Origin of the sequence: Acanthopleuribacter pedis (assembly GCF_017377855.1) — a bacterium.
GTDB classification, from domain to species: Bacteria; Acidobacteriota; Holophagae; order Acanthopleuribacterales; family Acanthopleuribacteraceae; genus Acanthopleuribacter; species Acanthopleuribacter pedis.
The window spans coordinates 85498-100831 of sequence record NZ_JAFREP010000007.1; the positions used below are offsets into that span (position 1 = coordinate 85498).

General features: G+C 64.2%; 1 protein-coding gene. It reads left to right on the forward strand.

All coding sequences use genetic code 11. The features are described 5' to 3' along the window. The first annotated feature begins 44 nt into the window (after positions 1 to 44). On the forward strand, positions 45 to 15323 hold the full coding sequence (locus J3U88_RS09730; RefSeq protein ID WP_207858417.1) for a non-ribosomal peptide synthetase/type I polyketide synthase: 15279 nt from the start codon (positions 45 to 47) through the stop codon (positions 15321 to 15323). The last annotated feature ends 11 nt before the right edge of the window (positions 15324 to 15334 follow it).

Below are 15334 nucleotides of genomic sequence, written 5' to 3' on the forward strand. Positions count from 1 at the left end.
TTTCGGTCCTTTTTTGCGAAGCACTTTTTCCGTTGAGGCTTTCGATGAATCATCCATCATGCGACCGTTTTCCGTTGACACTTGCCCAGGCGGCTATTTGGCACGAACAACGCCTGTTCCCCGACAGCACCCTCTACAACATGGGTGGCTTTTTAAGCATCGACGGTCCGCTGGATCCCCAACGCTTTGAAGCGGCCTTGCGCCGCGTGGTTGCAGACAACCAAGCCTTGCGCACCAAACTGCATGTGGCCGAAGATGTGCCCCAACAATCTTGGCCGACCTTGTCGGAATGGGACCTTTTAACAGCGGATGTGGCCGACGCCGAGGATCCAGACGCGGCGGCACGTGCTTGGCTGGAAGCTGAGTTTGCCAAACCGTTCGCCCTCTTGGAGGGGCCGCTGTTTCGATTCGCGTTGGTGCGGCTCGCCCCCGACCGCCGTGGATGGTTGCTGGCCTTTCATCACGTGATCGCCGACGCGGCGACGGTGTCACTGGTGGCGGAACAGACGGCGGCCGTGTACAACGCGGGCGATACGGCTGCCTCGCCCGCGGTCAACTTCGGTGAGGCTGTTGTGCGCGATCTCAGTTACCGCAACAGTGCGGCCTTTACCAAGGATCAAAGCTACTGGCGCAATCAGTTTCGCGGCGTGCCTAAGTTATTGTTCCACCAAGCACCGCGCTTCGCCCGTGACCAAAGGATTAAGACGACCCATCGCGTTTGGACCCCGTTGGAAACAGATCGGTTAAAGGGGTTGGCGGAATCAACGGGTACCTCGATGTACCAAAGCTTTCTCGGTTTGGTGGCCACCCACTTTTTCCTGGCCGAGGGCCGTGATGAACTCGCCTTGGGTCTGCCGGTCGCCAACCGGAGCGGCCGGTTGCGCCGTGTCCCCGGCCTGTTTGCTGGCGTGATTCCGCTGTGGCTGCGTGGGGATCGCAACCATAGTTTCCGAGCCCTGGTGCAACAGATCGCCGCCGACCTGCGTCGCCATTATCGCCACACCCGCTTGCCACTTGACCAGATTCAACGCGAAGTCGGCGGCATGCGTGATCTGTACGATCTGGAGGTCGGCTTCCAGTACCAAAACTTTGATGTCGCCTTTGGCGGCGGTTGCGCCAAAATCCATCCCCTCAACACCGGCCAGGGCAGGGCGGCGCTGGCGATCAATTTGCAAGAACATCATCAGGGGCAACCCGTTACCGTTGAAATCAGTTACAAACCAACCTTGTTCAGCGAGCAGGATATCAACCTGCTCGACCAACACCTGCGCCGCGCCGTTGTTTTGCTCGGTGACCACCTGGACCAACCCCTCCACGACCTAGCGGCTTTATCCCGTCGCGATGCCAAGCCAACCTGTTTCCCGGTCTGCACCTCTTTTGACGCGCGGCAAACCCTAGCCGAGGCCTTTGAGCAACGCGGCGCGGCGCAACCGCGGGCCGTCGCCCTGCGCGCCGACGACGCGTCGATCACCTATCAGGCACTCAATGAGGCGGCCAACCAATTGGCCCGCATCCTTCGCGCCGAAGGAGCCGCGCCCGAGGTTCGTATCGGCGTTTGCCTGCCGCGCTCACCGCAACTGATCACGGCCTTACTGGCGGTGCTTAAAGCGGGTGCCTGTTACGTGCCGCTGGACCCAGCTTACCCGCCGGCGCGTTTGGCCGGTTTGGCCGGAGACGCCGACCTCGCGATGGTGATCGTCACCACCGAAACAGAGACCGCGCCACCACCGGCGATCAAACGTATCAATCTGGACCGCGACCAGGCGGCGATTGCGGCCGCCGGCCGCGACAACCTTCACTGCCCGGCCACCGCCGATCAGGCCGCTTACATGATTTATACCTCCGGCTCGACCGGAAAACCCAAGGGCGTCGTGGTCAGCCACGCCAACGTCGGCCGGCTTTTGGCGGCCTGCGCACGGGTCGTGCCCTGCGATGAGCAGGATGTCTGGGCCCTGTTCCACGCCTTTTCGTTTGATTTCTCAGTGTGGGAAATCTGGGGCTGCTTGCTGAGTGGCGGCACCTTGGTCCTGGTTCCGCCGCACACGGCCCTCGATCCACCCGCCTTCTACGCCTTGCTTAAGCGCGAACGGGTCACGGTTTTGAACCAAACGCCGTCGGCCTTCGCGATGTTTGTCGGCGGCAAGGGCCGCCTGCCCGCGACCGACCTTGCCCTGCGCATCATTATTTTGGCGGGCGAGAAATCGAACCCGGAAACCATCGCGGCCTGGCAGGCCGAAACGGGCTGTGCCGGTGCGGCACTTATAGATATGTACGGCATCACCGAGACCACGGTGCATGTGACCCATCATCGCATCGGCGGGGAACCGAGCAACAGCCGTTTTAGCGCTGTCGGCCAACCGCTCCCCGATCTGGGTGTTTACCTACTGGACCGCCACATGCGACCGGTGGCGGATGGTTATGTCGGCGAGATTTACGTGGCCGGCGCCGGCTTGGCAAGGGGTTACCACCGCCGACCGGAGCTGACGGCCGCGCGTTTTGTGCCCGATCCTTTTGCGGCGACGCCCGGTGCGCGTTTGTACCGCAGCGGCGACTTGGCCAGGTGCGGTTGGGGCAGCGAAGGCGCGCAACTTGAGTACCTGGGCCGTGCCGACAACCAATTACAAATTCGCGGCTACCGCATTGAGCCGGGTGAAATCGAGGCGGCCCTGCAACGGCTGCCGGGCATTACCTGGAGCCTGGTGCGCGCGGAGGGTGACGATGAAACACAGCAGCGCCTCACCGCCTACGTTTTGCCCGCGGCCGCCCATTCCCTGGAGGCCGCGACGGTTCGGCGCCACCTGGAACGAAGCCTGCCGGGTCACATGGTGCCCGCGCAAATCGTCATCCTGACAGCACTGCCGCTGACCCCGAACGGCAAGCTCGATACCCGCCTGTTGCCGCGGGAAGCCGCCGTTGGGTTGAAAACAAGCCGCACGGCCACCCCGCTCGAGGCCTCGGTGCTGGCGCTGTGGCGTGCCGTGCTCGATCAGGACGTCAACGACCCCGACCTGCCCTTTTTCGAGGTCGGCGGTGATTCGATTAAGGCAACACGGTTTTTGTCGCGCTGCCGCGAACTGTTTGGCACCGCGCCGACGGTCGGTGCCTTCTTTGCCGAACCCACGGCCGCGGCCGCGGCCGCTTTTTTGTCCCAAAACAACAGCCAACAACGCCGGTCCTTGCCTCCGCTGACGACCGGCGACGCCGACGCACAGACCCCGCTTTCCTTCGCCCAAGAGCGTTTGTGGTTTTTGGACCGACTCGAACCCAACCACAGCTTTTACAACATCCCAGCTTCGTTCACCTTGAGCGGCGCCGTCACCAGGGACCAACTGCAGGCCGCGTTGGGTGAAATCGTCAAGCGCCACGATGCGCTGCGTACCGCGTTCTTCGAAAAAGACGGCGTGCCCTATTTGCAGCTCGTCGACCCGGTTCGCCTCGACTTGCCCGAAATCGACCTGAGCCAACACCAGGGTTCGGAGCAACGGGCGGTTCTGCGGCGTTTGGCCGACACCCACCACGCGGAACCGTTCAACCTGGAACAACCACCGCTCCTACGTACCACCCTGGTTCGGCTTAACCCCGAGCAAAGTGTGTTGTTATGCACGCTGCACCACATCATTGCCGACGGTTGGTCCTTGGGCGTGTTGCTTTGCGAGTTGGCCGCGTTGACCAAGGCGCGCGCCGACAAGCAAGCGCCGCCGCCGCACGAGGGCCCGCGCTACGTGGATTTTGCCCGTTGGCAGCGATCCTGGCTGAAAGGTAGGTTGCTAGAGGACCAAAAGGCCTATTGGCACCAGTACCTGGCCGATCTGGTGCCGCTCGATTTGCCAACGGATAAAGCGATACCGAGCCACGGCAGCCATGTGGGCGGCAAGGTCGCGCTACAGTTCGACCAAGCACAAACAGCAGCCTTGACGGAACTCGGCAACCAACGCGGTTGCACCTTGTTCATGACGCTGCTGGCCGGGTTCACGTCGCTCCTGTCGCGTTTTGCCCGTCAGCCTGATGTGGCCGTTGCCTACCCGATCGCCAACCGACACCATGCTGAACTGGAAAAAATGATCGGGTTTTTCGTCAATACCCAAATCATGCGCACCCGGATCTCGGCCGAGACCCGTTTCTTCGACTTAATGGACCAAGTGCGCGACGACGCCTTGGCCGCCTATGAGCACCAAGACGTCCCCTTTGAAATGCTGGTCAAAGAGCAGGGGAAACAACGGGTCGGCAGCCGTAACCCGCTGGTAAACGTCATTTTCGCTTTACAAAATGCACCGATCCCGAGCGACAATAGCCACGACTTCGCCTTGGCGCCTTTTGAAGGGGACCGCCTCGCGGTGCGCTTTGATCTAGAGTGTCATCTGTGGTTTCGCAACGGTGCCTTGCACGGTTGGTTGCTCTATGACCAGGCGCTTTTCGAGGCCGAAACAGCGGCAACCTTGGCGGCGGTCTTCCAGCACTTGCTCAACGCCGCCGTCGCCGCGCCGCAAACCCCGGTCACGGCCTTGCCCCTGATGAATGCCGCCGCCGAAGCCCTTGTGTTGCGGCGCGCGGCCGGGCCCGCGCCGCCCGCCCAGGCCGAGGTACCGATTCACCGCTTGTTCGAGCGGATGGTGGCCCACCAACCGCGGGCCGTCGCACTCGCGTGGGGCGACCGGCAATGGGATTACGCGCAACTCAACCGCGCCGCCGACGGCATGGTCCGCGCCCTGCACGGTGTCGGTGTCGGTCCCGGTGACGCCGTCGGTCTTTTGGCCGAACGCGGTCCCTGGGTGATTGCGGCCATGATGGCGGTGCTTAAGGTCGGCGCGGTGTATGTGCCGCTCGACCCAAACCTGCCGCAACAGCGTTTGGCGCACATGGCGCGCGAGGCCGACTTGGCGTTGGTCATGCGGCCCCCGACCGAATCGGATCGGCACCTGCCGGCCAAGCGGCCCGCCTTGGCCGTGGCTGCCGCGGACACACATCGTGTCGACGAAGCAACACCCGCCTCGGTCGATTCGTGCGACGGCGCTTACATCATGTTCACCTCGGGTTCAACCGGTCGCCCCAAAGGCATGCGGATCCCACACCGCGCCGTGGTGCGTTTGGTCGTCGCCTGTTCCTTCGCCGACCTCAACAGCGACGACCGCTTCCTTCAGTTGGCGCCGGTTGGGTTTGATGCCGCGACCTTTGAAATCTGGGGTGCCTTGCTCAACGGTGCGACGCTGGTATTGGCCGAGCCCGGCCCCGTCGCGCCGGCGCGTATCGGCGCCTTCATCCGCGAACGTCGCGTGACCGTGGCTTGGCTCACCGCGGGTTTGTTCCACCAAGTCGTCGACCAGGCCTTGGCGGACTGCACCGGCCTGCGTTACCTACTCACCGGCGGCGACGTTGTCTCCCGCGACCATGCCCACCGCGCCGTCGCCGCCTTGCCGCGGACCCAAATTATTAACGGCTACGGCCCCACCGAAAACACCACCTTTACGTGCTGCCACCCCGTTGACGGCCAGGCCGTTCCGTCCCTGCCGATTGGGGTGCCGATTGCCGGTAGCCGGGTGTATGTCATGGGATCGAACCTCCAGTTGCTTCCCATGGGATTCGTCGGTGAACTCGCCATTGGCGGCACCGGTTTGGCCGAGGGTTACTTGCAGCAGCCCGCGTTGACCGCCGACCGCTTTGTGCCGTCGCCCTTCGGCCCGCCAGGTTCCCGCCTCTACCGCAGCGGCGACCTGGTGCGCACCCGCCCCGACGGGAGCCTGGCCTTTTTGGGCCGTATCGACCGTCAGGTCAAGCTGCGCGGCTACCGCATTGAACCCGGGGAAATCGAGGCCGTGTTGGCGGCGACCCCCTGGGTGAAGCAAGCCGCCGTCGTCGTCGACCGGGATTCCTTCGGCGAAAAACGCCTGACCGCCCACGTCGTGGCCGACACCACCGCCACGCCGCATGCCGGCCACAACGAACCCCATTGGGAAGACGGCCATATCGATCATTGGCGCTTGCTCTACGAGGACACTTACGGCAAGGAACCGACCGCGGATGCGGCCGATTTTGACATCGCGGGCTGGCACAGCAGCTACACCGGGGCGCCGATCAGCGCGGCGGCGATGCGCGAGTGGGTTGAGGCAACGGTTGCGCGGATCTTGGCCCTCCAGCCTCGCGGTATTTTGGAGATTGGCTGCGGGACCGGGCTGCTTTTGGCACGCTTGGCGCCTCATTGTGCCGGCTACCTCGCCATCGATTTTTCGGAACAGGCGTTGGCACGCACGGGCCGGCTCTGTCGGCATCGCGACGCGCTGCAACACGTCCAATTACGCCAAGCCGAGGCCGACCAACTGGACGGCCTCGACAGCGACGGTGTCGACACCCTGGTGCTGAACTCGGTCAGCCAGTACTTCCCCAGCGTGGCTTACCTGACACGGGTGCTGCGCACGGGGATTCGTTTTCTCGGTGAGACCGGCACCCTGTTCATCGGCGACGTGCGCAATTTTTCTCTGCAGCGGCCGTTCCACGCGGCGGTGGTTACGGCGCGGGCGGCTCAGGGCTTGTCGGTTGGCGACGCACAGCGCGAGATCAATACCCGGCTTGAATTGGAACACGAGTTGCTGGTTGACCCCACGTTTTTCACCCAAGTTGTCGCAGATTGGGACGGCGTGGCCGATGTGGTCGTGCAGCCCAAACGCGGTATCCACGCCACCGAAATGAATCACTTCCGTTACGATGTGGTCGTCAAGCTCGCGGCCGACGCCTACCCGCGACGTTGTGTGAACACCCAGCCCTGGTCCGGCATGGAAGATGTGCGTGCCTTGGTCGCGCGTGTGGCGGCCGAACCCGAGCAAACAGCCGCCTTGGTTCGGGCTGTGCCCGATGCACGCCTCGCCGGGTTTGCGGCGACCGCGGCGCGCCTCGCTCGCGGGCCGGCCGCCGCCGAGGCCGACGCACTTTTCAGCGATTGGGTGGAGCAGGTCACGTCGGGGCGGAGCGACAGCGGCGCCGATCCAAACGACCTGTGGGCTTTGGCCCACGAAGGCCGTTGCGCCGTGACCCTGCTGCTCTCCGCCAGACCGGGTTGCCTCGATGTTTTGGTGCATCGCGGTGCTTTTGACGGGCAACACGCCGCCTTGTTTCACGGCGCTGAGACCGAGGGCGATGACCCCGTCTATACCAACCATCCGCGCCGCGATTTAGCCATACGCGACCTGACCGCGCTCATCCAAAACGACCTCAAGACCCGCCTACCAAGCTACATGCGGCCCGCCTCGATCATCGTGCATGAACAGATGCCGCTCACCACCAACGGGAAGCTGGATCGTGCCGCGCTGATCGCCGCCACAACGGCGCCGGTTATGCGTGATGAAACCGCCCCGCGCGACGCCTTCGAGGCCTCGGTCGCGGCGATTTGGTGTGATGTGTTGGGACGCGAACGTGTCGGCATCCATGAGAATTTTTTCGAAATCGGCGGCCACTCCCTTCTGGCGACGCGCGTGGTCTCGCGCGTCGCGCGGTTGAAGCGCGATTGCCCACTGGTGTTGCTGTTCCAAAATCCGACCGTGGCCCGTTTCTGCGAGGCCTTGCGCGATCCCGCCAACAGCGACCTGCCGGTCATTCGCCCGATTCCCGCCGGTGAATCAGGCGAGGACGCACCCCTCTCGTTTGCGCAGGAACGCATGTGGTTCCTCGACCGGTTGGCACCCAATTCGACCTTGTACCATTCCAGTGGCGGCTATTGGCTCGAAGGCGCCTTGGATGCGAACGCCCTGGCCAAAGCGTTGGACCGGATTTTGGCGCGCCACGACAGCTTGCGCACCTGCTTTCCCAGCCGCAACGGCACGCCCGTGCAACAGGTGGTCGCCCATCAAACGGCGGGTCTCGACCACGAAAGCGTGGCGCCGAAGGATGTTGAGGAACGCGCCTTGGCCTTCATCCGCCAACCTTTTGACCTGGCCGGCGGCCCGCTTTTCCGCACCAAGCTGTTTCAGGTCTCGGCCAACCGTCACCTGTTGGTGATCGCCATGCACCACATTGTATTTGACGGTTGGTCGCTGGTGAACCTGGTGCGCGAGTTGGCGACCCTGTACGCCGCCTTCCGTGCCGGTGAGGTTCCCACGCTCCCGCCCTTGCCTTGCCAATACGCCGACTACGCCCGCGCCCAGCGCGATTGGTTGGCCGGCGAAAGCGGCGCCCGCCAACGCGCTTATTGGCTCCGACGCCTCAAGGATTTGCCCGAGCGGCTCGACTTGCACGGCGCACGCCGCCCGCCGAAGACAGCGACCTTCGCCGGGTACACCCAGACACGTCGCCTATCGGCCGACCTGCACCAAGGGTTGCAGCGTCTGGGGCGCGAACAAGACGCCACCTTGTTTATGGTGTTGCAAGCCGCCTTGGCGGTTGTGCTCGGCCGCTTCAGTGGGCGCGACGAACTGGTTATCGGTACGCCCGTCGCCAACCGCCGTCATCGCGACATCGAACCCTTGATCGGCTTTTTCGTCAACACTTTGGTGATGCGGACCGACCTCGCCGGCGCGCCGAGCTTCCGCGACCTGCTGACGCGGGTACGCCACGACGCCCTCGCCGCCTACGCCAACCAAGATGTCCCTTTCGATGCTTTGGTGAAAGACTTGGCGCCGCGACGCGCGGGTGGGGCAAGCCCCCTGTTCCAAGTGATGTTGGCCTTGCAAAACAACGGTGACGACCGGCTTGTTTTGCAAGGCTTGACCACCCAAGCCTGGCGTCCCGACGATCAACTCGCGCGATTTGACCTGGTGCTCAACGCCAAACCAAGTGACGCCGGCCTCGAGCTTGCCCTGGAAACCAGTGCCGATCTATTCGAGGAACCCTTCGCGGCCGTGTTCCTCGACCATTTCCAACGTTTGTTGGTCGCCGCCCTCGCCGCGCCCCATCTGGCGATCAACCAACTGGACATCGTCAGCCCCGACGTGCGCCGCCGCCTCCTCCAGGCGGGTACGACCCAGGCGCGCCTGAACGCGCCGCGACATCTGCTCGCCGTTATGGCGCAACAGGCCGCTGACCGGCCCGACGCCGAAGCCGTGCGCCTTGCCGATCAGGTTTTAACCTATGCGACCTTGTGGCAACGGGTTACCCGGCTGGCCCACGTCCTGCGACGCGACCTCGACGACGCGGCCCCGGTCGTCGCCGTTTGGGCCGACCGCTCGCCGCAATGGGTGGTTGCCTGGCTTGCCTGCTTGCGCACCGGGGCAACCTACTTGCCCATTAACCCTGACGAACCGGTTCATCGTCGCGAGCAGCAGTTGGCCCAGACCGATTGCCGTTGGTTGTTGGGGCCGGCTCGCTGCGCCGCCCTGGTGGCGAGCGACGACACCAACACCCCGCGCGGCTTCATCGATTGGTCGGCCGGCGCGGACGGCGACTCAGCCGCCTTTCCCGAGATCCATCATCAGCGCCGCGCCTACATCATCCATACCTCCGGCTCAACCGGCCGGCCCAAACCCGTGGCCGTCGGTTACGGTGGCTTAACCCACCTGATCGCGGCGCTCACCGGGCACTTTTCCTGTGACCCGGGCGACCGCGTCTTGCAATTTGCCTCAGCCGCCTTCGATGCCTCCCTGTTTGAGTGCCTGCTGGCCTGGAGCCACGGCGCCTGCTTGGTGCTGCCCGAGGCCGAGGCGCGTTTTCCCGGACCTGGACTGGCGCGTTACCTAAACCGTTGGCGGGTGACCCATGTGGTCGCGACGCCCTCCGCGCTGGCCGTGCTGCCGACCGCCGCGGGGCAGACCTTGAAAACCGTGATCGCCGTGGGTGAGCGCTGTGACCAGACCGTTGTGCAGCGCTGGGCGCGGGTGCCGCATTTCTTCAACGCCTACGGACCGACCGAGGCACACATCATGACCAGTTTTGCGCCCTGTACGCCGCGGGCAACGCCGACCCTCGGTCCCGCGATCCCCGGGGTACAGGTTTACATTCTGGATGAAGAAGGCCGCCACCTGCCGCCTTACGTGCCGGGTGAGTTGTACATCGGCGGCGCGGCGCCGGCACAGGGTTACCTGGGCATGCCCGCCGTAACCGCGCGGCGTTTTCTCCCCGATCCCTTCAGCAACGAGCCCGGTGCCCGCATGTACCGCAGCGGCGACCGCTGCAGTATGGCGCCCGACGGAACGCTGCATTACCACGGTCGCTGCGACAACCAACTCAAGATTCGCGGGTTCCGCGTCGAGCCGGGCGAGATCGAAAGCGCCTTGTGCTCCTTGGCGGGGATTGCCGAGGCCGCCGTGGTTTTGGCGCGCCAGGCGACCCATGCCCGCGCGCTCGTCGCCTACCTGGTGATGACCACCGACGGAGCGCGCACCAATCCCCGCCAAGGGCTGAGCGCCTTGTTACCGGCCCACATGATTCCCGACACCTTCGTCGTCTGCGACGCCCTGCCCCGTACCGCCAACGGCAAGCTCGACCGCGCCGCCCTGCCGGAGGTTACCGAAACGGCCGCGCCGCCCGCCCCGGCCGCACCCGTCGCGGGCCCACAAACCCTGCAGCAGGTGCAGCGGCTTTGGTGCCAATGCCTGGAAAAAGAGCAGGTCGGCCTCGACGACAATTTCTTTGATCTGGGCGGGCACTCGATTCTGCTGGTGCGCTTGCAGGAAGAGTTGGAGCAACACTTTGCGCGCGAGATCCCCATCCTGACCCTGTTCCGTTTGCCGACGGTACGCCTGATGAGCGCCTTCCTCGACGGACACGACCCCGAGGACGCCGTGCCGGATGAAAGCCCTGTCGCCCATGTGCCCCCACGCAACGCCGACGCCGACGACATCGCGGTCATCGCTATGGCCTGTCGCTTCCCCGGCGCCGCCAATCTGGCGGCCTACGCGGAACAAATCTTTGCCGGCACCTGCGCCATCACCCGCTTTAGCGAAGAGGAGGCCGTGGCCGCCGGTGTCGCGCCCGAAACCGTTCGGCAGGCGAACTACGTCGCCGCCGGCGGGGTACTGGAAGACATCGATCAATTTGACGCCGCCTTGTTTGGGATTTCACCCGGCGAGGCTGCCGGGATGGATCCGCAACACCGCATCTTTTTGGAACTGTGCCGCGATCTGTTGGATCAGGCCGCCTACGACCCCGCCCGCTACCCAGGTGCCGTCGGCGTTTACGCCGGTTCCGGGTTGAGCAGTTACATGCTGCGCCAAAGCGAGTTGGGCCTGCACCGGCGCGGCCAAGGTGATGAACTTCAGTTTGTGGTTGGGTGCGACAAAGACTTTATGCCGAGCAGGGTCGCCTACAAGCTGGGCTTGCGCGGACCCGCGATGAGCATCAATACCGCCTGTTCCTCTTCGTTGGTTGCCGTGCAAACCGCCTTCCAAAGTTTGCGGAGCGGCCAGTGCGACATGGCCATTGCCGGCGGTTGCACGATTAACGCCATGCAAAAGCAGGGTTACCGCTACCAAGAGCAAGGTATTTTGTCGCGCGACGGGTTGTGTCGGCCCTTCGACGCCGCCGCCGGTGGAACCGTGCCCGGGAACGGTGCCGGTGTGGTCTTGCTTAAGCGCTACCAAGACGCCCTTGCCGACGGCGACACCATCCACGCCGTCATCAAAGGGGCCGCCGTTAACAACGACGGCGCCGCCAAGTTGGGTTACACCGCGCCCGGTGTCGACGGTCAGAGCCAGGTGATCAAGGCCGCGCTGACCATGGCCGGCGTTGATCCCGCAACCATTGGTTATGTTGAAACCCATGGTACCGGTACCGCGCTCGGCGACCCGGTCGAGGTTGAAGCCCTGACACGGGTTTTCCAACGCGACAGCAACATGCGCGCGACCTGTGCGCTCGGTGCTTCTCGCGGTGCCATCGGCCACGTCGACACCGCCGCCGGCGTGGCGTCTCTGATCAAAGCCGTCTTGGTCCTGCAACGGGGGGTGGTGCCGCCGCTGGTTGGCTTCCGTTCCGCCAACCCCGCCATTGATTTCGCCCGCTCCCCGTTCACCGTCTCGGCGCGTGGCGGTCCTTGGCCGCAAACAACAGGGCCGCGTCGTTGTGGTGTCAGTTCCTTCGGTATCGGGGGAACCAACGCCCACGTGGTTTTGGAACAAGCGCCGCCCGCCGCCGATGTGCCCGAATGTCGTGACGAAGCCCCGCGGGTCCTGCGTCTTTCGGCGGCTACCCCGGCCGCCTTGGACCAGATGCGCCTGCGCCTGGCCGAAGATTTGGCAGCGGGCCCCGCGCGGCGCTTGTGCGACATCGCCTATTCGCTTGACGTGGGTCGCAAGCCGCTGCCGTGTCGCGCCGCGGTGGTTGCACGCGACCCTGAAGAAGCGCACCGCGCGCTGGCCCTCGATCAGGCCCGTGCAACCGTCGCCAAAAACGGCGTGCCGCCGGTCGCCTTCCTCTTTCCCGGCAACGGCGAGCAGTATGCCGCCATGGCCGCGGGTCTGTACCGCGAGGTGCCGCGCATTCGCGCCGAACTCGACGCCTGTGCCGATTTCCTTACCGCCCACACCGGCAGCGATCCACGACCCCTGTGGTTCGACCCGGACGGGGCTCAGCTTCAGCGTGCCGGCGTCGCCCAGCCCTTTTTATTTTCCGTCAATCTTGCATTGGCGCGGTTTTGGATGGGATTGGGGGTCGAACCCGTTGCCATGATCGGCCACAGCCTGGGCGAGTACAGTGCCGCCTGTCTGGCCGGCGTTTTCTCACGAGAGGACGGCCTGCGCATCGTCGTTGAACGGGCGCGGCTGTTTGAAACGCTACCCGCCGGTGCCATGCTGGCCGTTAACCAGAGCGCCGATCAGATCGCCGCCGACCGCGACTTGCCCGCCGAGGTTAGCTTGGCCTGCATCAATACCCCCGAGCTTTGTGTGCTCTCCGGGCCCGTGGCCGCTGTGAACCAGGTGGCGCGGCGTTACGCGGCCGAGGGCGTCACCTGCCGTCCCGTCGCTACTGGTTACGCCTACCATTCACCCATGGTCCAGGCCGTCCATGAACCCTTTGAGCAATTCCTGCGCACCATTCCGTTGCAGCCGCCGCAACGGCCGTTTTTTGCCAACCTCAGCGGGGACCTGATCCGCGAGGAACAAGCCGTCAGCCCACGCTACTGGGCCGACCAAGCGCGCTACACCGCCCATTTTCACCCGGGAATGGAAAAGCTCCTCGCCCAAGTGGGCGACGGCGTGCTGCTGAGTGTTGGGCCCGGGGTCGCCTTGGGTCGCTATGCCACGCAATGCGAGGCTTTTGCCGCCCCGGCGCGTCCCAGCATTCTGGCGAGCATGCGTCACCGCAAAGATCCAACCGACGACCTGCTGCGCTTGCGGCAAACCCAGGCCGAACTTTGGACCGCCGGGGTCACGCTCGGAAGCGATACGCCGGCGTCCGCTACGCCTATGAAAAGGGTTGCGCTGCCGACCTATCCCTATCAGCGGCAGCGCTATTGGTTTAGCGAACCCGAATTACCGCCGTTGCCGCACAAGGCACACGCGGCGGCCCCGGCCTCCGAGACAAGCGCGGCTTCCGTTGCCGCGGAATACGGCTTTTCCGCGCCGTCCTGGCAACGCCGCGTTCCGCCGCCGCAACCCGCCGCGGTGCACGGTACCTGGCTGCTGTTGGCCGACGCGGACGGCGTCGGGGCCGCCTTTGCCGAGCACCTCCGCCGTTTGGGCATCGAACCCATTGTGGTTTTGCCGGGTGAGCACCGTTTCCGCAAGTTGGACAACCATACCTTTTGCGCCGATTTCAGCGATACCGACGTCTTCGCCGCCCTGTTCGATGCCTTGACGCAACAAGGTACCGAGGTGGATTTCCTGCTCCACTTTGTCACCTGTCCGCCGCCGGATCCCGAGGCCGTGATCACCACCCCGCCTTCCTTTTTCGCACCGCTTTTCCTCGCACAGGCCGTTGCCGCCCGCGACGATATCCGACCCGAACGGCTCATCTGGGTCACCCACGGCATGCAAGCCGTGACCGGAACCGATCAGACCGCGCCGATTGCATCGCTGGTTTTGGGCCCCAACGCCGTCGTGCCGCGCGAACTGCCTTTCCTGCAAACCCGCTGTGTCGATCTCGAATGGGACGGCACGAATGCGGGGTTTCAGTGCCGCATGCTTGATTACCTGTTGCGCGAAAGCGTTTTTCAAGACGATGCACGGGCTGTTGCCTACCGCGGTCGACGCCGCTGGATCCGCGGTTTTGAAGCCGTTTCGCCAACGGCCGTTGAAACCGGCCCGGCCCCCATCCGGCGCGGCGGTGTTTACCTGTTTAGCGGCGGTTTGGGCGGCATCGCCCTTGGCGTTGCGCTGGAATTGGCGCGTCGTTTCGCCATTCAGCCCGTCCTTTTGGCGCGCAGTCCCTTGCCGGAGCGCGACACCTGGGACGACCTGCTCGCCGACGAGGGCGGTAACCCGCATCTGTGTGAGCGTCTGCGTTTGTTGCGCGAGCTGGAAACCCTGGGGCCGGTCCATATCGAAATCGTCGATGTCTGTGACCAAGAAGCCCTGTGTGCGGCGCTGGCGCGCATTGATCAACGCTTCCCAGATGTTCACGGCCTTTTTCACACTGCCGGTGTGGCCGGGGCCGGTCTGATCCCGCTCAAAACCGTGGCGGCCGCCCGCGCCGTGCTCGCGCCCAAGGTGTTGGGTACACTTTTGCTCGACCAATTGACCGCCGAACGGGATCTCGACTTTACCCTTTATTTTTCATCGCAAAACGCCTTCATCGGCGAAGTTGGTCAGGTGGATTACTGTGCCGCCAATGCCTTTTTGGGGGCCTACGCCGACTACCGCCACCACGTTTTGGGGCGTCGTACCCTTTGTCTCGACTGGGGGGCTTGGCAGTGGGACGCTTGGAGTGTCGCCAACGAAGCCGAGGTCGCGCACGCCGTTCGCCTTGCCCGTCAGGGAACCGAAATAGGTTTTTCCGAGGGTGCCGACCTGATCCTGAAGGCCTTGGCCGGTGATGAGCCGCGTTTGGTTGTGGCCGCCGGTGACTTTGCCGCGCGGGAAAAGCGACATCGTCGGGCGCACAACCCGCTTACCGACCTAATTGCCCTGGAGCAGCCGGCGACCGCCGTGCCGACGGCCCGCGCGGAACGGCCCGCCTTGGCCGGCGCTTTTGTGGCGCCCGCGGGCGATCTGGAAACACTGCTGGCCGATTTGTGGGGCGAAGTACTTGGCTTTGGGAAGGTTGGTGCCGAGGACGGCTTCTTTGAGCTGGGTGGCCACAGCCTGCTCGGTTTGAAACTGTTGGCGCGGCTGAACGATACCTTCGCTGTCAAACTCAAGCTAAACCATTTGTTCCAAGCACCGACCGTGCGGCAAATGGCCGAATTGGTGGAACTGACCTTAATCGAAGAGCTTGAAGCGACGGAGCGGCGGCAGACGCCCGCCGGATAAGCAAACGCCGC

Bases quoted from the DNA above. Each gene is read 5' to 3' on its own strand.
- J3U88_RS09730 (WP_207858417.1), top strand. From the start codon at position 45: ATGAATCATCCATCATGCGACCGTTTTCCGTTGACACTTGCCCAGGCG.